Raw genomic sequence first — 20,319 nt, forward strand, 5'->3', positions numbered from 1 at the left:
TCAGCGCCCAGCAGGGCCTGCGGCCCTGTCGCAGCCTACGGCAGCGGCTACAAGCTGGCGGCGATCAGCGGCCCTTGGCCCACAGGTACAGGCCGACCAGCAGGCCGATGCCGCAGATGATTGCAACGTAATAGGCCGGGCCCATCGGGCTTTCCTTGAGCAACCAGGTCACCACCATTGGCGTCAGGCCGCCGAAGATCGCGTAGGCCAGGTTGTAGGAAAACGACAGGCCACTGAAACGCACCACCGCCGGGAACGCCTTGACCATCACATAAGGCACCGCGCCGATGGTGCCGACAAACAGACCGGTCAGGGCATACATCGGGAACAGCCACTGCGGGTTATCCAGCAAGCCGTGATAGAAGGTCCAGGAGGTGGCCAGCAGCAAGGCACTGCCGAACACGAACACCTTGCCAGCGCCGAAACGATCCGCCAGAACCCCGGAGATCACGCAGCCCAGGCTCAGGAACACAATGGCCACGCTGTTGGCTTCCAGGGCAGTGATGGCCGGGAATTTATAGACCGTCTGCAGCACGGTGGGGGTCATCAGGATCACCACGATGATCCCGGCGGACAGCAGCCAGGTCAGCAGCATGGAAATCACGATGGCGCCGCGGTGATCGCGCAGCACCGCGCGCAGCGGCAGCTCTTCGGCCAGGGCCTTGCGCTGTTGCAGCTCGGCGAACACCGGGGTTTCGTGCAGCAGGCGGCGCAGGTACACCGAGAACAGGCCGAACACCCCGCCCAGCAGGAACGGGATCCGCCAGGCGTAGTCCGCCACTTCCACCGGGGTATAGATGCTGTTGATCGCCGTGGCCACCAGCGAGCCCAGGAGAATCCCGGCGGTCAGGCCCGACGTCAGGGTGCCGCAGGCATAGCCGATGTGCCGCTGCGGCACGTGTTCGGAAACGAAGACCCAGGCCCCGGGCACTTCGCCGCCAATGGCCGCGCCCTGGATCACCCGCATCAGCAACAGCAGGATCGGCGCCCACATGCCGATCTGCGCGTAGGTCGGCAAGAGGCCCATGATCAGGGTCGGCACCGCCATCATGAAGATGCTCAGGGTGAACATCTTCTTGCGCCCCAGCAGGTCGCCGAAGTGGGCCATGACGATCCCGCCCAGGGGACGAGCCAGGTAGCCGGCGGCGAAGATGCCGAAGGTCTGCATCAGGCGCAGCCACTCGGGCATGTCCGCCGGGAAGAACAGCTTGCCGACCACGGTGGCGAAGAACACGAAGATGATGAAGTCGTAGAACTCCAGCGCCCCGCCCAGGGCGGACAGGGACAAGGTCTTGTAGTCACTACGGGTCAGCGGACGGGCGGGTTGCGCAGATTGCGCGGCGCTCGCGGGCACAGTGGTCATGGCAAGGGCTTCTCTTATTAGTCGGTTCTGGAAGCCGCAACAGCGCTGGTTGGGGCCTGGCAGGTTCGGCACGATAGCAAATTGTTCGAATGCGTACACAGCGGCGCACAAATGACTCACAAATTTGCGAACTGAGTGGGTCGTCGCGGAGTCTATCGACCGATATACTCGCAAACCGCGGAGCGCAAAGCCGCTCCTGGCAAGGGTTGTTGTGCGAAAACGCTGCTGCGCGCCCCAGTCCCTGGACAGTGCCAGTCGATTTCGCAGAGTTTCCCTTTAGCACGCCTTGGAAAGAACGTGACGAACGCAGTGTGTTCGGGCTGAATCGTTTTTCCTGAAGACGGCTATTCACCTGAAGTACCCATGAAGCGTCACGGGTCAGAGGCCCCTCGCATGATAGAGCTCGAACAAGAAGATCCAATCCCGCAAGGCGACCTGGCCCTGCAAATCACCGCCTTGCCCCGTGAAACCAACGGTTTTGGCGATATTTTCGGCGGCTGGCTGGTGGCGCAGATGGACCTGGCGGGCACCGCCATGGCCAGCCGCGTCGCCGGTGGCCGGGTGGCCACGGTGGCCATCGACCGCATGGCGTTCCTGGTGCCGGTGGCCGTGGGCGCGCAGCTGTCCTTCTATACCCAGACCCTGGAAATCGGCCGCAGCTCGATCCAGATGATGGTCGAAGTGTGGAGCGACGACCCGTTGTCCAGCGAATGGCGCAAGGTCACCGAGGCGGTATTCGTGTTCGTCGCCATCGACGGCAGCGGCCGCACCCGCTCGGTTCCACCCCGCGCCCGTTAAACCTGGAGGCGGTCATGCGCGCCATGCCCGCCCAAACCTTGCGAACGAGAACAGCAGCATGCCTACGCCCCAGGTCGAAACCGTCAAACTGGATGAACTGAACTGCTGGCGCATCCGCCACGGTGACGCCGAACTGCTGGTGGCCCAGCAAGGCGCGCACATCCTCAGTTATCAGGTGGCTGGGCAACAGCCGCTGATCTGGCTCAACGACGAGGCCGTGTTCAAAAGCGGCAAGAGCATCCGCGCCGGGGTTCCGGTGTGCTGGCCCTGGTTCGGCAACCTGGCGCGCAACCCGCAAAGCGTGCAGGCCATGCGCCAAAGCGCTGAACCGGCACCGGCCCACGGCCTGGTGCGAGCCACCGACTGGGAGCTGCTGGGCATCGAAAGCCAGGGCGACAGCCTGCTGGTGGAACTGCGCCTGCCCTGCCCCGCTGGCGGTTTTCCCGGCTGGCCCCATACAGTGGAACCGCGCCTGAGCATCCGCCTCGACCAGCAACTGCACATCAGCCTCAGCAGCCACAACCTGGGTACTGAAAGCGTGAGCATCAGCCAGGCGCTGCACAGCTATTTCGCCGTCAGTGATGTGCGCAATGTGCAGGTCGAAGGCCTGGACGGGCTGAGCTACATCGAAACCCTGGAAGACTGGACCACCAAGGTCCAGCAAGGCGCCCTGCACTTTAGCGGCGAGACTGATCGCATCTACCTGAACGTCCCGGCGCAGCTGGAGATCGTCGACCCCGAGTGGCAACGACGGATTCGCCTGACCAGCGCAGGCTCGCGCACCGCGGTGATCTGGAACCCCTGGATCGACCGCGCCGCGCAGTTCAGCGACATGGCCGACGACGGCTGGCAGCGCATGCTGTGCATCGAGACCGCCAACGTGATGGACGACATCGTCATCCTGGCCCCCGGCGCCCGCCACACCCTGAGCGTGAGCATCGGCGCCGCCCCGCTCTGACCCACGATTGCGCTGATGGGCCCTGTGTTCAGGCTGGGCGTGGCGAGGGAGCTTGCTCCCGCTGGAAGGCGCAGCCTTCCCAAGTCCTGAATCCGCGGTCTGTCAGGCAGAACGCGTACTCAGGTCTTGCGGCCGCTACGCGCCCGAGCGGGAGCAAGCGCCCTCGCCACAACAGCCCTCCTAGTCCCAAATTCCTGGCTAATCCCCTCAGTCCCGCTACAGGTCGGATTCCTGCACCACCCGTACCTTCGCCGCATCCAGGGCGTAGGCCGCGTCAGCCAGGTCATTGCTGACCTTCTCGATCTTCAGGGTTCCGGTCACCCACAGCGGCGTGTAGATGTCATCCAGCTTCACACCCTTGGGAAAGCGCACCAGCACCAGCTGGTTGGGCGGCGGTGGCGGCACGTGGATGCAGGCACCCGGGTACGGCACCAGGAAGAACAGCGTGCTGCGGCCCTTGGCATCGGCTTCCAGCGGCACTGGGTAGCCGCCCAGGCGGATCTGCTTGTCGTTCATCGCCGGCACGGTCTTGGTGGAGTACATCACCGCCGGCAAGCCCTTGCTCTGCTTCAGGCCGCCCTTGTCGGTGAAGGTGCCGTTGGCCTCGGGGGAGTTGTGGTCGATTTCCGGCATCTGCTCCAGGGCCTTCTGGTCCGACTTGGGCATCAGCTCCAGCCAGTCGGTTTCCGGCAGTTCGCCAGCGTGGGCCAGGCCGCAGCCCAGCAGAACAAAGGTCAATAGAAGACGGCGCATGAGAGGCTGGCTCGGTCAAAAAGGAAGGACGGAAAAACCCGGGCATTCTAGTGCCCAAACCGTCGGCTGCGTTGAAGTTTCAGATGAAGAAAAGGGCTCCCCTCTGCCCGAGCGGCAGAGGGGGCTTGCAGGGGGAATCAGCTTTTCTTGATAAAGCCGTAGATCACCAGCAGGACGATCGCGCCCACCAGCGCACCGATGAAACCGGCACCCTGGCCCGCATGGTAGATACCCAGCGCCTGACCGCCATAAGTGGCCGCCAGCGAACCGCCGATACCCAGCAGGATGGTCATGATCCAGCCCATGCTGTCGTCTCCCGGCTTGAGGAAACGCGCCAGCAGACCAACGATCAAGCCGATGAAAATGGTTCCGATAATGCCCATGGCTGTTCCTCTGTAAGGGGGGATCAAGCCAAAGCCTAGTCAGCGCTCTGGCCTCCCGCTATCAGAGAACGGCGGGAAACGAAGGTTCCCGCCAGCCGGTGGATTTGTTACTCGGCGATCAGCGCTTGCACCTTGAGGATCTGCGCTTGCAGGGTCGCCTGATCGGCGCAACGCAGGTTGGCGTGGCCGACCTTGCGCCCGGCCTTGAAGGCCTTGCCGTAGTGATGCAGGTGGCAGTCGTCGATGGCGATGACCTGGTCCACCGGCGGCACCTGGCCGATGAAGTTGATCATCGCGCTCTCGCCGACCTTGGCCGTGGAGCCCAGGGGCAGGCCGGCCACCGCCCGCAGGTGGTTTTCGAACTGGCTGCACTCGGCGCCTTCGGTGGTCCAGTGCCCGGAGTTGTGCACCCGCGGCGCGATCTCGTTGGCCTTGAGGCCGCCGTCCACTTCGAAGAACTCGAAAGCCATTACGCCCACGTAATCCAACTGCTTGAGCACCCGGCTGGAGTAGTCCTCGGCCAGGGCCTGCAACGGGTGGTCGCTGCTGGCCACCGACAGGCGCAGGATGCCGCTGTCGTGGGTGTTGTGCACCAGCGGGTAGAAACGGGTTTCACCGTCACGGGCACGCACGGCGATCAGCGAGACTTCGCCGGTGAACGGCACGAAGCCTTCCAGCAGGCAAGGCACGCTGCCCAGTTCGGCGAAGGTGCCGGCAACGTCGGCGGCGCTGCGCAGGACCTTCTGGCCCTTGCCGTCGTAACCCAGGGTGCGGGTCTTGAGCACGGCCGGCAGGCCGATGCGCGCCACGGCGGCGTCGAGATCCGCCTGGGACTGGATGTCGGCGAACTCGGGGGTGGGAATCCCCAGGTCCTTGAACATGCTCTTCTCGAACCAGCGATCACGGGCGATGCGCAAGGCTTCGGCGCTCGGGTAGACCGGCACGAACTGCGAAAGGAAGGCCACGGTTTCCGCCGGCACGCTCTCGAATTCGAAGGTCACCAGGTCCACTTCATCGGCCAGCTGGCGCAGGTGGTCCTGGTCGCCGTAGTCGGCCCGCAGGTGTTCGCCCAGGGCAGCGGCACAGGCGTCCGGCGCCGGGTCGAGGAAAGCGAAGTTCATTCCCAGCGGAGTCCCCGCCAGGGCCAACATGCGGCCCAACTGGCCGCCACCGATTACACCGATCTTCATCGTCAACAACCTCAGGCGACGCGCGGGTCTGGATTGTCCAGGACGCTGTCTGTCTGTTCAGCACGGAATTTTTTCAGCACCGCATGAAACTGCGGGTGCTTGGCGCCCAGGATGCTCGCCGAGAGCAGAGCCGCGTTGATCGCGCCAGCCTTGCCGATGGCCAGGGTGGCCACGGGGATGCCGGCGGGCATCTGCACGATGGACAGCAGCGAATCCACGCCCGAGAGCATCGACGACTGCACCGGCACGCCCAGCACCGGCAGGTGGGTCTTGGCCGCACACATGCCCGGCAAGTGCGCCGCGCCGCCGGCACCGGCGATGATCACCTCGATGCCACGCGCCTCAGCCTCTTCGGCGTACTGGAACAGCAGGTCCGGGGTGCGGTGTGCGGAAACCACCTTCACCTCGTAAGGGATGCCGAGCTTTTCCAGCATATCGGCGGTGTGGCTAAGGGTGGACCAATCGGACTTGGAGCCCATGATCACGCCAACCAGTGCACTCATCGTCGTGCCTCTTCTCTCTGGGCGCCCGCAGGCGCGTCAAAAACAACAAGCCACGCGAAAATGCGTGGCTTGACTGTACGAATTATGGCCGGACGAACCGGCCGAAGGCCGCGCAGTATACCGAAAAAGCCGCGCTAAACGCACTTTCGCCGACCATCTGTCGAACAAAGTATTTCCGGCGCAAAACCCCGGTTTTATTGACTCCCAGGTCAATCCCGTACCCCTCGTAGGAGCTGGCTTGCCAGCGAACAGGCCCACCCTGCGATCACCACCCTCCCGGCCGACGCTTTCGCCGGCAAGCCGGCTCCTACAAAAAAGCCTGCGCCTATCTCCCGTAGGAGCTGGCTTGCCAGCGAACAGGCCCACCCCGCGATCACCACCCTCCCGGCCGACGCTTTCGCCGGCAAGCCGGCTCCTACGTGGCCGCGGCTTGTGCGGCGGCGCCTTCCAGCTTGCGCCAGAGCAAGCGCACGTTGGCCTTGCGCACCAGGGCGCAGCGGTACAGGCGGATCTCCAGCGGCACATGCCATTGCGCGCCGCCGCACACCACCAGTTCACCCCGGGCAAGTTCCGCGCGCACGCTCAACTGCGGCACCCAGGCAATGCCCAGCCCTTCCAACGCCATGCTCTTGAGGCTATCGGCCATGGCGGTCTCATAAACCGTGGTGAATCGCAGGTTGCGCTGGCGCAGCAGCAGGTTCACCGAACGCCCGAGAAAGGCCCCGGCGCTGTAGGCCAGCAGCGGCACGCTGGATTCCCCTTCCAGGTCGAACAGCGGCTTGCCCTGGGGGTTGGCGGCGCACACCGGCAGCATCTCGGTGTGCCCCAGGTGCAGCGAGGGGAAGATTTCCGAGTCCATCTGCAAGGCCGCGTCCGGGTCATAGAAGGCCAGCATCAGGTCGCAGCCGCCTTCACGCAGGGCGTGCACCGCGTCACCGACGTTGGTGGCCACCAGCCGCGTGGCGATGTTCAGCCCTTCGTTGCGCAGTTGCGCGATCCAGCGCGGGAAGAAGCCCAGCGCCAGGGAGTGAGCCGCCGCCACCTGCATCACCTCGCCCTGGCCACCTTCCAGATGATGCAGGTGACGCACCACCTCGCCGAGCTGTTCGACCACGGTGCGCGCGGTGACCAGGAACAGCTGCCCCGCCGCCGTCAGTTCCACCGGCGTGCGCGAGCGGTTGACCAGGGTCAGGCCCAGGGCCGCTTCCAGACTGCGAATGCGCCGGCTGAAGGCCGGCTGGGTCACGAAACGTCGCTCGGCAGCCTGGGAAAAGCTGCGGGTGGCGGCCAGGGCACTGAAGTCCTCGAGCCATTTGCTTTCCAGATTCATCACGTCCTCCCGGACACGCACCATTTTAGGTCACACGCTCGCCGGCAAAGCGGCGTCACACCGGCATTATGCCGAATATGCATAGCCCAGTGTTTAACAGCATTGGCCCAAAAATTCCCTTCGGCCTAGGATTCGCAGCGTTCCCGGCACAGACCGGGTCCCTAACGAGATGATCTCCGTCATGTCCTCCGCTGCATCTTTCCGCACAGAAAAAGACCTGCTTGGCGTACTCGAAGTACCGGCTCAAGCGTATTACGGCATCCAGACCCTGCGAGCGGTGAACAACTTCCGTCTCTCCGGCGTTCCGATTTCGCACTACCCAAAACTGGTCGTGGCCCTGGCAATGGTCAAGCAGGCAGCTGCTGACGCCAACCGCGAACTGGGTCATCTGAGCGAAGCCAAGCATGCCGCCATCAGCGAGGCCTGTGCCCGCCTGATCCGCGGCGACTTCCACGAAGAGTTCGTGGTGGACATGATTCAAGGCGGCGCTGGCACTTCGACCAACATGAATGCCAACGAAGTCATCGCCAACATCGCGCTGGAGGCCATGGGCCACAGCAAGGGCGAATACCAGTACCTGCACCCGAACAACGACGTGAACATGGCGCAGTCCACCAACGACGCCTACCCGACCGCGATCCGCCTGGGTCTGCTGCTGGGTCACGACGCCCTGCTGGCCAGCCTCGACAGCCTGATCCAGTCGTTCGCCGCCAAGGGTGACGAATTCAGCCACGTCCTGAAAATGGGCCGTACCCAGCTGCAAGACGCCGTGCCGATGACCCTCGGCCAGGAATTCAAGGCCTTCGCCACCACCCTGGGTGAAGACCTGGCTCGCCTGAAGACCCTGGCGCCGGAAGTGCTGACCGAAGTCAACCTGGGCGGCACCGCCATCGGCACCGGCATCAACGCCGACCCGCGCTACCAGGCCCTGGCCGTACAACGCCTGGCCACCATCAGCGGCCAGCCGCTGGTTCCGGCCGCCGACCTGATCGAAGCCACCTCCGACATGGGCGCCTTCGTGCTGTTCTCCGGCATGCTCAAGCGCACCGCGGTCAAGCTGTCGAAGATCTGCAACGACCTGCGCCTGCTGTCCAGCGGCCCACGCACCGGCATCAACGAAATCAACCTGCCAGCGCGTCAGCCCGGCAGCTCGATCATGCCTGGCAAGGTCAACCCGGTGATCCCGGAAGCGGTCAACCAAGTGGCGTTCCAGATCATCGGCAACGACCTGGCCCTGACCATCGCGGCCGAAGGCGGCCAGCTGCAACTGAACGTGATGGAGCCGTTGATCGCCTTCAAGATCTTCGACTCGATCCGCCTGCTGCAACGCGCCATGGACATGCTGCGCGAGCACTGCATCACCGGCATCACCGCCAACGAAACCCGTTGCCGCGAACTGGTGGAGCACTCCATCGGCCTGGTCACCGCGCTGAACCCGTACATCGGCTATGAAAACGCCACCCGTATCGCCCGCATCGCCCTGGAAAGTGGCCGTGGCGTACTGGAACTGGTGCGCGAAGAAGGCCTGCTGGACGACGCCATGCTCGACGACATCCTGCGTCCGGAAAACATGATTGCCCCGCGCCTGGTTCCGCTGAAAGCGTAACCGCCGCGCCCCCCGAAACATGCAACACCGCTCACCAGGTTGAGGGACTAGACACCTCTCACCTTTTGAGGGCTTGGAGATACGTCTCCAGGCCCTTTTTTTTTGGTTCTTCACCGAGCCCCGGGAATCCAAAAATAAGACCGCCCTCAATCGTCAGTCGGTATGCAGCAGGCAGTAACGAATAAGTGCCTGCTCGACGCTTTGCTTATCCCGCAGCACCAGCCCGACCACGATCGCCTGATCCGCGTCTACGATTTCGTAGAACACCCGGTATCCATCGGTGTTGAGCTCACGGTAATGCAAGATGCCCAGGTCGCTTGCTTGAGGGCTGACTGGGTAGCCTAACGGGGCGGACAAGAGCTTGTCCTGAAGAGCGTCAATCACAGCATCCAGCCGCTCAAAAGCGGACTTCAGGTCGCTATAGTCGGCCAGATGCACGATCTGGTCTTCAATGCTTTGCTGTGCGGTTTCGGTGTAGCGGATGGTCAGTGTTGGCATCTATCCCACCATTTACTTGTGGGCAAACCTCTTGCTTAAGCGGGCCTTCAGCTCATCGGTCGAGCAATGCTTGCCTTGGGCGTACTCGCGCGAACTGACGGCGAGCAATTTCACCAACGCCACTGCCTCGTCGCGGCGCTTACGCTCAACGTAAGACTCGACAACGTAAACAGGCACACCGTTTTGCGTAACGACCATTGGCTCCTCTAAAGGAAGGTCGGATGCGTATCGTTTTAAAAAGCTGACCGTTTCAACTCGCATGAGTGAAACCTCCTACATTTGGCGACTTGCTCGCCGCCCTGCTACGAACTGATCCTGTGCGACTTCGCCGCTCAGGATGCCTGACGCTCACTATGCAAGATCGCAATCATCCTGACGGTTTGAACCCTACACTATATTCAGCCCAAATATAGACCGATTATCGAATCCTGATTTCACTGAATATCAAATCATTTCTCTGCTCCTTGGATCGGTCGGTGTGCCGTTTTTTTGCCTGGAGAAAAGCCGCGATTTGTAAGGGGACGCCACCCAGCATCGAAGCGGATTCGCTTTGTTTTGTAGGGCAAATCCGAGAGAATCCCCCACGCCTTTGAGCGCCTTGTACCCCTTCGAACGATCAGGCAGTCTCCCGGTGCCGCTGCCAAATCAGCGGCCCGGATGTGGAAGTTCGGACCTGAGTAAGCATGAGCGCTCATGAGCATGGCTCGACGTATTTTCGTTGGCATCGCTTTATGGCGGTTGTGCGCGGGACACCTTCGGGTGTGCTGGGTTACTCAGTCCCGGTCTTCCACACCCTCGCACAACTGCCACCCCTCATGTGGAAGTGAGCTCGGCAGTCCGTTAACTACTGAGTGAGTGACCGTCATGAAAAAGCTCGTCCCCGACCCACCTCTCCAAACCGATCATCCACGCCGCGACCCGGAGCTGGACCGCGCCAACGCCAACCTGCTGGCCGCCTTGAATGGCACCCGCCATCGCCCCTTCGGCCTGCGCGACGCCCAGGGCCATCCGCTGTTCGCCGTACAGCCCCAGGTGAATGCCGAAGACGCGCTGATGCACGTTTCCTTGCTGCTCAAATGCGCCGAAGAGGTGTCCGATGAAATCACCGAACGGGCCAGCGGCATCGAGCGTGGGCTGATCTGGTCCATGGTGCATTCCGTGGAAATGGCCCGCGCCGTGGTGGACGCCCTGCTCGACGGCGCCCGCCCCACTCCCTGACGCAACCTGTAGCCGCTGCCGAGCCCGCGAGGCTGCGACAAGGTCCGCAGGACCTTCAGCGATCTTGAGACCCCCGCGTCCCTTCGGGCCGTTCGCAGCCTGCGGCAGCGGCTACACCCCCAACCTGAACTGCGGCCGCAACCTCTTTGTAGCCGCTGTCGAGCCCGCGAGGCTGCGACAAGGTCCGCAGGACCTTCAGCGACCTTGAGACCCCTGCGTCCCTTCGGGCCGTTCGCAGCCTGCGGCAGCGGCTACACCCCCAACCTGAACTGCGACCGCCACCTCTTTGTAGCCGCTGCCGAGCTCGCGAGGCTGCGAAAAGGTCCGCAGGACCTTCAGCGACCTTGAGAACCCCGCGTCCCTTCGGGCCGTTCGCAGCCTGCGGCAGCGGCTACAGGTTTTGCCCGGCGCGGTGGATAATCAGCCTCCCGCCGCCACCGGCAATGACGACCAAGGCACCCTGTCGATGGACCCGACGCACACCCAAGCTCTGCAACAGCTACGCCACCTGATCCCCATCGGCCTGCGCCACGCCCAGGCCCTGCTCGAACGTTGCGCCGGCAATCCGCAACTGGCCGCCGAGCTCTACAGATCCGAGCTGCTGCAAGTGCTGGTAGAAAAGTCCGGCTTGCCCCAAGAGCAAGCCCGGGAGCACTTGCTCAACGCCGCTTACGACCTGAACCGCGCCCTGCACGCTATAGAAGAAGCGCGCTTCACCCTGACCCAGCGCATTCTGCGCAAGCATCACCGGGACCCGGGCCAGGCCCTGGACCTGATCGCCCAGGCCATCGAAACCGCCGAGCACCTGCCCCGCCAGTACTGGCTGGATTTCGCGCGACTGGAGGCGCTGGCCCCGGCACCGCGCTGCTTCATGATCCTGCACGAGTGGCTGGCCTTCGAGGGCTGGGAAGGTTTCGACAGCGCCCTGCACTTTCACCTGTCCCAGGCCATCGCTCAATTGCGCCACCTGCAACTGGATACCCTGGCGGACACCCTGGAGCACGCCGATCAGCGCCAGCAGCAACTAAGAGCGGCCCACGCCGAAAGCGAAAGCCCCACCGAGTTGAGCATGCGCATCAACCAGGACCCGCTGTTCAACCGCTACCAGGACCAATTCAACCAGCAGCGGCCGCAGCTGGAGCAACACCTGTATCAATGGGTGGAGCGATACATCGAACAGTTCCCAACCTGAGCAGCGAACGGGTGCTGGCGCACACGTCGCAGATACCCGCCCCCGAGAAATCGGTAAACTGCCGCCCTCACCGAACACGGACCTCGGATTCAGCCGCCATGGAATTGCAGTACCGCCTCACCCCGGCCCACACCGAAGCCCGGCTTGCCGAAAAACTGCCCCAGGCGCTGCTTGAGCATGACCAGTTAGAGACGCGGATCTCCAGCGCCACCTCGCGCTGGCAGGGGCGCCTGCTCGGCCCGCTGATCCTGCTGCTGTGCCTGATCGCCGCGCCCCTGGCGCTGTATTTCCCCGAGCGGCGCTTTACCCCGGAAAAGATCATCGCCCTGGTGCTCTGCGCGCTGATCTTCATCCCGCTCTGGTGGCGCTTTTCCGGGCGCCTGATCCAGCGCCTACAGGCCCGCACCCGGCACCGGACACCGCTGCGCGGCCTGAACCACCGCCTGATCGAGGCCCGCCTGCGGATGCCCTTGAAGGCTGTCGAGGGCACTTACCACCTGAGATTCGACGACCAGGGTTTCACCCTGAGCAAACCTCCCAGAGCCAAGAGCAGCATGACCTGGGAGCAGGTCGTGTACCTGCGTGAAGCGGCCAACTTCTATGACGTGGCCAGCGCCGAAATGCAGCGCAAAGACCAGGCCTGCCGCATCGCCAAACACAGCGAACTGATGGACGCCGAGGAGTATCAGCAAGGGCTGCAAGCCTTTCTGAGCCAATGCCCGGTCCCGCCGTCCGCCACCTGATCAAGCCTCCCCCGACGCCCCACACACGGAATTTGCATGCACACATCAGCGTCCTCCCCCCGCCCGGCCCGCGCCCTGGCCATCCTCGGCACCGGCCACGCCCTGCCGCAGCGGGTGGTCAGCAGTGCCGAGCTGGACCGCCAGCTCGGCCTGGAAGCCGGTAGCGTGGCGCGCATCAGCGGGGTGCAGCAGCGCCACGTCGCCGATCCTGCGGACACCGCCGCCAGCCTCGGCGCCCGTGCCGCGCGCCAGGCCCTGCAGGCGGCCGGCCTGACGCTTGATCAGCTGGACCTGATCGTCTGCGCCAGCGGCACCCAGGACCAGGGCATGCCCTGCAACGCCGCGCTGCTGCAACGGGAGCTGGGCCTGGGGCAGTCGGGCATTCCCGCCATGGACATCAACGCCAGTTGCCTGGGCTTTATCGCCGCCCTGGATACCTTGTCCTGGCCGATCCAGGCCGGGCATTACCGGCGCGTGCTGCTGGTGTGCGCCGATATCGCTTCCTGCGGCCTGGACTGGCAGCAGGTGGAAGTCTGCGGCATCTTCGGCGACGGCGCGGCGGCGGTGGTGCTGGGCCCGGGCCATGGCGGGCAGAAGCTCCTCGCCTCGCGCCTGAAGACCTACGCCGAAGGCGCGGCGCTGTGCCAGATCCCCGCCGGCGGTTCGCGCTTTCATCCGCGACGCATCCAGGTGCCGTTCGAGCCCCTGACCAGCTTCGCCATGCAGGGCAAGGGTGTGTTCCGCCTGGCGGCCAAGCACCTGCCCGAGCTGCTGGACGACTTGCTGCAGCAAGCCGCGCTGCCCCTGGCACGGATCGACTGGGTGATCCCCCATCAGGCCAGCCAGCAGGCCATGCAACACGCGGCCAAGCGCCTGAGCCTGGGGCCGGACAAGGTCATCGATATCTTTGCCCAGCACGGCAATCAGGTGGCGGCCTCCCTGCCCACCGCCCTGGACATCGCGGTGCGCGACGGGCGCATTCAACGCGGACACACCCTGCTGCTGATCGGCACCGGCGCGGGCCTGTCCCTCGGCGGCATGATCCTGGAGTTCTGATGAAGATCCTGGTCACCGGCGGCACCGGTTTTATCGGTCGGCATCTGGTCTGGAAGCTGGCCGCCGAAGGCTGTGAGGTGCAGTTCAGCGGGCGCAACCCCGAGGCGGCGGCCGAGGTGATTGCCCACAGCCCGGCGCCGGTGCGCTGGCTGCCCCTGGAGCACGGCAGCCCGTTGGCCAAGCGCCTGCTGGCCGACGCCAGCCGCGAGCATGACGCCATCGTGCATTGCGCCGCCCTGTCTTCACCCTGGGGGTCGCCCCAGGCGTTTGCCCGGGCCAACCTCGACTCCACCGCCGAGGTGATCCACGCCTGCGGCAAGAACCGCATCCCGCGGCTGGTGCACATCTCCACCCCGAGCCTGTACTTCGACTTCAGCGACCGCCTGGGCATTCACGAAGACCAGCCGCTGCCAAACCCGGTGAACGACTACGCCCGCAGCAAGGCCCAGGCCGAAACCCTGCTGGCAGACGCCAAGCTGCCCGAGTGCGTGATCCTGCGCCCCCGGGCGGTGTTCGGCCCCTGGGACGCAACCCTGATGCCGCGCCTGCTACGGGTGATGCAGCGCGGGGCGATTCCGCTGATGCGCGGCGGTCGGGCCCAGCTGGACCTGACCTGCGTCGACAATCTGGTGCACGCGGTGTGGCTGGCCCTGACCCGGCCCCTGCCGCGCCCGCTGTGCGTGTACAACCTGAGCAATGGCACGCCGCTGGCCTTCAAGGACCTGCTGCAACAGATGGCCGAGCACTTCCAGCTGCCGCTGCGCACCCGCCGCCTGCCCTGGCCCCTGGTGCACGGCGTGGCGCGCCTGCTGGAGCTCAAGGCGCGCCTGGGCAACGGCGCCGAACCCTTGATCACCCGCTACGGCGCCGGCGTCCTGGCCTTCAGTCAGACCCTGGACATCAGCGCCATCCAGCGCGAGCTGGGCTATCGCCCGGTGATCAGCCAGGACCAGGGCATCGCCCAGCACGCCCAATGGTGGCTGGCCCAACAGAGGCAACGAGCATGAGCCGCAGCGTGAGTTTGAAGATCCTCCGGGCCGGCTGGTGCCAGCACCTGGAATGCATGGCCGACCGTGGCGGGCGCCTGGCGCCGGTGCAGTTTCCGGCCCTGTGCGGGCTGATCCAGCACCCGGAGCACGGCTGGATTTTGTACGACACCGGCTACGCCGAGCACTTCTTCCAGGCCACCCGCGCCCTGCCCGAGCGCCTGTACCGCAGTGCGGTGCCGGTGCAGTTGCCGGTGGTCGAACAATTGGGCGCGCAGTTGCATGAGCTGGGCATCGGCCCGGGGGATATCCGCCACGTGATCATTTCCCACTTTCACGCCGACCATGTCGCCGGGCTGCGGGACTTTGCCAACGCGCGTTTCATCGCCCTGGAAGCCGATTACCGGCATATCGACAGCCTGCGCGGCCAGCGTTGGCGCGCCACCCTCGGCGGCCATCTGCCGGGCTTGCTGCCGGACGACTTCGGCGCCCGCCTGCGCCTGGCCGAAGCCAGCCCCAGCTGTGCGCTGCCAAGCTGGATGGCGCCCTTCGAGCAGGGCCTGGACCTGTTCGGCGATGGCAGCCTGATCGGCGTGCCGTTGCCCGGGCACAGCGAAGGCCAGCTGGGCCTGTTCATCCCCGATGCCCAGGGCCGACCGGTGTTCCTGGTGGCCGACGCCTGCTGGTCGGTGCCGGCCTGCCGCGCCGAACGCCTGCCCGCCGCCCCGGCACTGTGGTTTGCCAGCGCCGACCGTCAGCAATATGTGCGCACCTACAGCGGCCTGGGCCAACTGATCCGCCGCGAACCGGCGGTGGCGGTGCTGCCGTCCCATTGCACCCAGGCCTGGGAGGCGTTCGCCCATGAACAGTGAACGCCTGCTGGGCACCCTGCGCAGCATCGGCGCCTTCGTGTTCAGCCGCTACGCCCTGCGCTTTCGTCGCCGCGAGCGCCTGGAAGCCTGGCAGGCCCGACGCCTCAAGCACTTCATGGCGCGGGTCATGCCCCGTGGCCAGCGCTTCAACGGGCTGACCCACGATGGCCTGCACAGCTTGCCGATCATGGACAAGGCCAGCCTGATGAGCGATTTCGCCGCCTTCAACACCCGCGCCCTGAGCCTGGAACAAGTGTTGCCGGTGGCCCTGCAGGCCGAGCGTTCCCGGGACTTCAGCCCGACCCTGGGGGACATCACCGTGGGCCTGTCCAGCGGCACCTCGGGGGCCCAGGGGGTGTTCCTGGTCAGCAGCGTGGAACGCCAACGCTGGGCCGGCATCCTGCTGGCGCGGACCCTGCCCCGGGCCCTGCTGCCCCGGCTGCTGTGCCCCTGGCTGGCGCCGCTGCGCATCGCCTTCTTCCTGCGAGCCAACAGCCGCCTGTACACCACCCTGGCCAGCCGCCGCATCGACTTCGCCTTTCATGACCTGACCCTGGGCCTGACCGCCTCCCTGCAACGCCTGAACCAGCAGAACCCGGACGTGCTGGTGGCCCCGGCCACGGTGCTGCGCGGGTTGGCCCAGGCGGCCCTGGCCGGGCAGCTGACGATCCGCCCCCGGCACATTCTGTCGGTGGCCGAAGTACTGGAAACTACCGACGCCGAGGTGGTGCAGCAGGCCTTCGGGCTCAAGCCCCGGCAGATCTATCAGGCCAGCGAAGGCTTCCTCGGCTACACCTGCGAGGCCGGCACCCTGCACCTGAATGAAAGCCACCTGCACATCGAACCGCAGTGGCTGGACCCTGAGCGCACGCGCTTTCAGCCGATCATCACCGACTTTTCCCGGCGTACGCAGCTGATCGTGCGTTATCGCCTCAACGACATCCTGCGAGTGGCCGACGCGCCCTGCCCCTGTGGCCGCGCGGAACGGGCCATCGCCGCCGTGGAAGGCCGCGCCGACGAGATCCTCTGGCTGCCGCGGCTCGACGGCCAGCAGCTGGCACCGCTCTACCCCGACCTGTTGCGCCGCGCCTTGCTGATGCTCGGGGCGACGCTTGAGGAATATGAAATCCACCAGCGCGGGCTGCTCTGGCAGGTCAACCTGCGCACCTCGGGCGACTACCACGGGCTGTGCCAACGCTTGAGCGAGGCCCTCGCCGAGCTCTGCGCGCAACAGGGGCTGCAGGCGCCGCAGCTGAGCTTCGGCCACTGGCAGGCGCCGCCGCCACAGACGAAAAGACGCCGCCTGCTGATGCTGCAACTGCCCGAGGGACTGCCATGCGTGTATTGATTCTCGGCGCCCGGGCCCCGGCCTGCCTGGAGTGGGCCCGGGCCTTCAGCCAAGCCGGCTGGACGGTGACCGTGGCCGATTCCCTGGCCCAGCCCCTGAGCCGCTTCAGCCGCGCCGCCGAGCACTTCGTGCGCCTGCCGGAGCCGCGCCACGACCCGGATGCCTGGATCGAAGCCCTGGCCGGGGTCATCCGCCAACAGGCCATCGACCTGCTGCTACCCACCTGCGAAGAGGTGTTCTACCTGGCCCACGGCCTGGAGCGTCTGCGCCCGCTGTGCCGGGTGTTCACCAGCGATTTCGAGCTGCTGCACCGCCTGCACCACAAGGGCGATTTCGCCGCCATGACCCAAGGTTGGGATGTGGCCGCGCCGCCGACCCGAGTGCTGCATGAACCGGCCGCGTTGCAGGCCCTGGCCGCCGAGCACGATGCCCTGGTGTTCAAGCCGGCCTATTCGCGCTTCGCCTCCCAGACCCTGATCCGCCCGAGCCCGATGCAGTTGGCCAAGGTCCGGCCCAGCAGCGAGGCGCCCTGGGTGGCCCAGCGGTTTGTCCCCGGCCAGGAATACTGCAGTTTCAGCGTGCTGGTGGACGGCCAATTGCGCGCCCACAGCAGCTACCAGCCGCGCTACCGGGTCGGGCGTGGCTCGGGAATCTACTTTCACAGCTGCGCCCCGGCGCCGATCCGCGCCTTCCTGGAGCAGTTCGGCCGGGCCACCGGCTACACCGGGCAGGTGGGTTTTGACTTCATCGAGGACCCGCACGGCCGCTTCCACGTGCTGGAGTGCAACCCCAGGGCCACCAGCGGCGTGCACCTGTTCGACGACCAGCGCGTGCCGTTGGTAGCGGCGCTCGGCAGCGAAGCCGGCGCTGCGCTGGAGGCGACCCTGGAACCCAGGATGATCGCCCTGGCCATGCTGCTTCTGGCGGCACCGTCACGGCTCTTGAGCCGCGAGTTCTGGCACGACTACCAACAAGCCCGGGACGTGATCGTCCAGGACGGTGACCGTGGCCCGCTGACCGCCCAACTGCTGAGCCTGAGCGAGATCATCGGCCGCGCCCTGACCCGCCGCTGCGGGCTGCTGGCCGCCTCCACTGCCGATATCGAATGGAACGGCCAACCCCTGGGGGCAACGCGCCGATGAAGCTGTGGATGCCCGAGCAACTGGCCCTTGAGCCCCCGAGCGCCGGCGACAGCCACGCCCGGCAGTACGTGCGCACCTGCGCCGGCGGCGCCCTGATCGGCAACGTCAGCACCGCCCTGGCCCTGCTGGACACCGGCCATCATCAGTTCCCGGTGAGCATCAACCACGGCCACGACCCTGTGGATAACTGCTACGTGGTGTCGCCGCAAACCGCCTACAGCGGCTACGCCCGGGAAGAACTGCAGCGCCTGAAACGGCCCTGGCTGGCCCGGCCGCTGAGGCTGCTGACCCAGGGCGTGGACCGGCTGCTGAGCGCGGCCAAGGTCGACCGGCTGGTGCAGGTCAACAACTGGCTGCTGTCCACCAACCTGTACCCGGCCGACTGGGACGGCGCGGACTTGCCGGCGATCACCGAGCTGCTGCGCCGGGCGTTTCCCGACCACGGCTTTGGCTTTCGCTCGCTCAACGACTTCAGCAACCGCGCCCTGCGCAAGCGCCTGCAAGCCCTGGGCTACCTGGCGATTCCCAGCCGCCAGGTGTACCTGTTCGACGGCCGCCAGGGCGAAAATTCAGCCTTCCTGCGCCACCACAACACCCGCCTGGATGCCACCCTGCTGCGTCGCAGCCCGTATACGGTGGTGCCCGGCAGCCAGCTGAACGAAGCCGACTTCCAGCGCATCGAGCAGCTGTACAACCTGCTGTACCTGGATAAATACAGCCGCCTCAACCCCCACTACAGCGCCCAATGGCTGCAACGCGGGCAGGCCGAAGGCTGGCTGGACGTGCGCGCCCTGCGCAACGCCGAAGGCCGCATCGACGGCGCCCTGGGCTGGTTCGCCAACAGCGCGTTGATCAGCACGCCCATTGTTGGCTACGACACCGCCCTGCCCCAGCGCGCCGGGCTGTACCGGCAACTGACCAGGCTGTGCCTGCAAGAGGCGGTGAACCGCCGTCAGGTGCTCAACTTCAGCTCCGGCGCCGCCGCCTTCAAACGCCTGCGCGGCGGCCAGCCCGAAATCGAATACAGCCTGATCCACATCGCCCACCTGCCCTGGCCGCGCAGGCTGGTGTGGCAACTGATGGGGATGCTGCTGCAACGGATCGGCGTACCGCTGATGAGGAAGCTCAAACTGTGAACAGTCACTCGGGCTGGTGGCCCGTCGCCCTCAGCCGGCAACTGCACAAGCAGCCCCTGGCCTGCACCCTGCACGGCGTGCCGCTGGTGCTGTTTCGCGACGCCGACGGCGCCGCCGCGGTGCTGCCGGACCGTTGCCCTCACCGCTTTGCGCCCCTGAGCGCCGGCCGGGTGCGCGACGGGCAGATCCAGTGCCCCTACCACGGCTGGCGCTTCGATCCCCAGGGTCGCTGCACTCAGTTGCCCGGGCTGGAGCAGCAGCGTTGCAGCCAGCCCTTGCTGCAGCCGCTGCACAGCTGCGAAGCCCAGGGACTGGTGTGGGCCAGCCTTGCCAGCGAGCGGCCGCATGCGCCACCGGTGGCCGCCGCCGAACAGGCCCAGGCCCTGGATGTGTTCTGGATCAGCGACCGGGTGCAGTGCAGCTTGCAGGACGCCGCGGAGAACTTCCTCGACGGTTTCCACACCCACTTCGTGCACGCCGGCTGGATTCGCCACGATCGCCAGCGCCAGCGCATTAGCGCCTGGGTGCATCGGCTCGAAGACGGGGTTGAAGCGCAGTACAGCGAAGAAGGCACCCAATCCGGGCTGATTTCCCGGCTGTTCGAAGGCGAACGCGGCCTGAGCATGGGGCGCTTTCGCCTGCCGGGGCTGGCGGAAATCGAATACCGCGACCGCCAGGGCCGGCTCAACCTGCTGGTCAGCGCCTGGCTGAGCCCCGCCGCCGAGGGCCAGTTGCGGCTGTTCGCGCGCATCGCCACGGCCCGCGGCCGCCTGCCGGGCTGGATCAAACGCGGCGTGCTGCAGCCGCTGTTCAAGGTGATCCTCAAGCAGGACCGGCAGATCCTGGAGAACGTCAGCGCCAACCAGCAACGCTTTGCCCGGGTGCCGCTGCGCTGGCAGCGGCCCACGCCGCTGGACACCTCGCTGGATCTGCTGGGGCCGTGGATTCGCCAGTTGCTGGAGCAGGGTGAAATACACAACTTCCAAGAGCGGCATGAAACCTTCTGGCTGTAACCCGATACGTGTTGCAACCCGATACTTTCGGCAATAGATCATTGCGGGGCCGCGGCTCTTATATGAAGAGCCGCTGACTAGCGCGCGCCATATTTCATATATAAAACAAACAAGGCATTTATCGCGTTTTTCCCGTTACCCGCAAAGCCTTCTTTTCTCGCAACTTCCCAGGCCACTTCCAAGTGTTGGGCAGTTTCGTGCCAGACAATAAACATCGTTTCATATATAAAA

The 20,319-nt window shown here is 65.4% G+C and carries 21 protein-coding genes; 13 read left to right on the forward strand and 8 right to left on the reverse strand.

The features are described from left to right. Window positions 1–64: 64 nt before the first annotated feature. Window positions 65–1,363, reverse strand: coding sequence for an MFS transporter (locus PST29_RS29965; protein WP_060841766.1), 1,299 nt, complete (start codon window positions 1,361–1,363; stop codon window positions 65–67). A gap of 393 nt (window positions 1,364–1,756) precedes the next feature. On the opposite strand from PST29_RS29965, the gene PST29_RS29970 reads away from it, so the two are divergent. Together PST29_RS29970 and PST29_RS29975 are read left to right on the forward strand one after the other, a co-directional pair. Further along, on the forward strand, window positions 1,757–2,161 hold the full coding sequence (locus tag PST29_RS29970) for an acyl-CoA thioesterase (RefSeq protein ID WP_003229628.1): 405 nt from the start codon (window positions 1,757–1,759) through the stop codon (window positions 2,159–2,161). A gap of 58 nt (window positions 2,162–2,219) precedes the next feature. After that, window positions 2,220–3,119: a D-hexose-6-phosphate mutarotase gene (locus tag PST29_RS29975; RefSeq protein ID WP_060844989.1), complete on the forward strand. Its 900-nt coding sequence runs from the start codon at window positions 2,220–2,222 to the stop codon at window positions 3,117–3,119. A gap of 216 nt (window positions 3,120–3,335) precedes the next feature. Here the strand turns inward: PST29_RS29975 and PST29_RS29980 are convergent, their stop codons facing one another. From PST29_RS29980 to PST29_RS30000, 5 genes are all read right to left on the reverse strand, one after another. Beyond that, window positions 3,336–3,872, reverse strand: a complete 537-nt coding sequence (locus PST29_RS29980; protein WP_060841768.1) for a DUF3299 domain-containing protein — start codon at window positions 3,870–3,872, stop codon at window positions 3,336–3,338. 137 nt (window positions 3,873–4,009) lie between these two features. Next, window positions 4,010–4,255: a GlsB/YeaQ/YmgE family stress response membrane protein gene (locus PST29_RS29985; RefSeq protein ID WP_060841769.1), complete on the reverse strand. Its 246-nt coding sequence runs from the start codon at window positions 4,253–4,255 to the stop codon at window positions 4,010–4,012. A 107-nt stretch (window positions 4,256–4,362) separates the two neighbouring features. After that, complete coding sequence (locus PST29_RS29990) at window positions 4,363–5,445, reverse strand: 5-(carboxyamino)imidazole ribonucleotide synthase (RefSeq protein ID WP_060841770.1); 1,083 nt, start codon at window positions 5,443–5,445, stop codon at window positions 4,363–4,365. 11 nt (window positions 5,446–5,456) lie between these two features. Next, the gene (gene purE, locus PST29_RS29995) at window positions 5,457–5,948 is read right to left on the reverse strand and encodes a 5-(carboxyamino)imidazole ribonucleotide mutase (protein ID WP_016967060.1); all 492 of its coding nucleotides are present in this window, start codon (window positions 5,946–5,948) and stop codon (window positions 5,457–5,459) included. Between the two features lie 415 nt (window positions 5,949–6,363). Beyond that, window positions 6,364–7,278 carry a LysR substrate-binding domain-containing protein gene (locus PST29_RS30000; RefSeq protein WP_060841771.1) on the reverse strand — a complete coding sequence of 305 codons (915 nt, stop codon included), beginning with the start codon at window positions 7,276–7,278 and terminating at the stop codon, window positions 6,364–6,366. 181 nt (window positions 7,279–7,459) lie between these two features. On the opposite strand from PST29_RS30000, the gene aspA reads away from it, so the two are divergent. Continuing rightward, window positions 7,460–8,884 carry an aspartate ammonia-lyase gene (aspA, locus tag PST29_RS30005; RefSeq protein ID WP_060842033.1) on the forward strand — a complete coding sequence of 475 codons (1,425 nt, stop codon included), beginning with the start codon at window positions 7,460–7,462 and terminating at the stop codon, window positions 8,882–8,884. 153 nt (window positions 8,885–9,037) lie between these two features. Here the strand turns inward: aspA and PST29_RS30010 are convergent, their stop codons facing one another. Next, entirely contained in the window at window positions 9,038–9,382 is a 345-nt protein-coding gene (locus tag PST29_RS30010) for a type II toxin-antitoxin system RelE/ParE family toxin (RefSeq protein WP_060844990.1), read from the reverse strand. 12 nt (window positions 9,383–9,394) lie between these two features. Then, window positions 9,395–9,643, reverse strand: a complete 249-nt coding sequence (locus tag PST29_RS30015) for a prevent-host-death protein (RefSeq protein ID WP_025131512.1) — start codon at window positions 9,641–9,643, stop codon at window positions 9,395–9,397. A gap of 603 nt (window positions 9,644–10,246) precedes the next feature. Between PST29_RS30015 and PST29_RS30020 the strand changes: the two genes are divergently transcribed. From PST29_RS30020 to PST29_RS30065, 10 genes are all read left to right on the forward strand, one after another. Then, window positions 10,247–10,600, forward strand: coding sequence for a DUF6124 family protein (locus PST29_RS30020; RefSeq protein WP_060844991.1), 354 nt, complete (start codon window positions 10,247–10,249; stop codon window positions 10,598–10,600). A 412-nt stretch (window positions 10,601–11,012) separates the two neighbouring features. Then, a complete protein-coding gene (locus tag PST29_RS30025; RefSeq protein ID WP_232513187.1) occupies window positions 11,013–11,792 on the forward strand; it encodes a hypothetical protein in 780 nt (259 codons plus the stop codon). 98 nt (window positions 11,793–11,890) lie between these two features. Next, complete coding sequence (locus tag PST29_RS30030) at window positions 11,891–12,535, forward strand: hypothetical protein (protein WP_060844992.1); 645 nt, start codon at window positions 11,891–11,893, stop codon at window positions 12,533–12,535. Between the two features lie 36 nt (window positions 12,536–12,571). After that, window positions 12,572–13,591: a beta-ketoacyl-ACP synthase 3 gene (locus tag PST29_RS30035; RefSeq protein WP_060844993.1), complete on the forward strand. Its 1,020-nt coding sequence runs from the start codon at window positions 12,572–12,574 to the stop codon at window positions 13,589–13,591. Continuing rightward, window positions 13,591–14,598, forward strand: a complete 1,008-nt coding sequence (locus tag PST29_RS30040) for an NAD-dependent epimerase/dehydratase family protein (protein WP_060844994.1) — start codon at window positions 13,591–13,593, stop codon at window positions 14,596–14,598. The genes PST29_RS30035 and PST29_RS30040 overlap by 1 nt, the downstream gene beginning before the upstream one ends. Beyond that, the gene (locus PST29_RS30045) at window positions 14,595–15,449 is read left to right on the forward strand and encodes an MBL fold metallo-hydrolase (RefSeq protein WP_060841776.1); all 855 of its coding nucleotides are present in this window, start codon (window positions 14,595–14,597) and stop codon (window positions 15,447–15,449) included. The genes PST29_RS30040 and PST29_RS30045 overlap by 4 nt, the downstream gene beginning before the upstream one ends. Next, the gene (locus PST29_RS30050; RefSeq protein ID WP_060844995.1) at window positions 15,439–16,797 is read left to right on the forward strand and encodes a F390 synthetase-related protein; all 1,359 of its coding nucleotides are present in this window, start codon (window positions 15,439–15,441) and stop codon (window positions 16,795–16,797) included. The genes PST29_RS30045 and PST29_RS30050 overlap by 11 nt, the downstream gene beginning before the upstream one ends. Continuing rightward, complete coding sequence (locus PST29_RS30055; protein WP_060844996.1) at window positions 16,785–17,939, forward strand: hypothetical protein; 1,155 nt, start codon at window positions 16,785–16,787, stop codon at window positions 17,937–17,939. Before PST29_RS30050 ends, PST29_RS30055 begins: the two co-directional genes overlap by 13 nt. Further along, window positions 17,903–19,075 (forward strand): hypothetical protein, encoded by a 1,173-nt coding sequence (locus PST29_RS30060; RefSeq protein ID WP_232513188.1) that lies wholly within the window; start codon window positions 17,903–17,905, stop codon window positions 19,073–19,075. Before PST29_RS30055 ends, PST29_RS30060 begins: the two co-directional genes overlap by 37 nt. Then, on the forward strand, window positions 19,072–20,088 hold the full coding sequence (locus PST29_RS30065; RefSeq protein ID WP_060844998.1) for an aromatic ring-hydroxylating oxygenase subunit alpha: 1,017 nt from the start codon (window positions 19,072–19,074) through the stop codon (window positions 20,086–20,088). Before PST29_RS30060 ends, PST29_RS30065 begins: the two co-directional genes overlap by 4 nt. The last annotated feature ends 231 nt before the right edge of the window (window positions 20,089–20,319 follow it).

The sequence above is a fragment of the Pseudomonas sp. St29 genome (assembly GCF_001547915.1).
In the GTDB taxonomy this organism is placed as follows: domain Bacteria; phylum Pseudomonadota; class Gammaproteobacteria; order Pseudomonadales; family Pseudomonadaceae; genus Aquipseudomonas.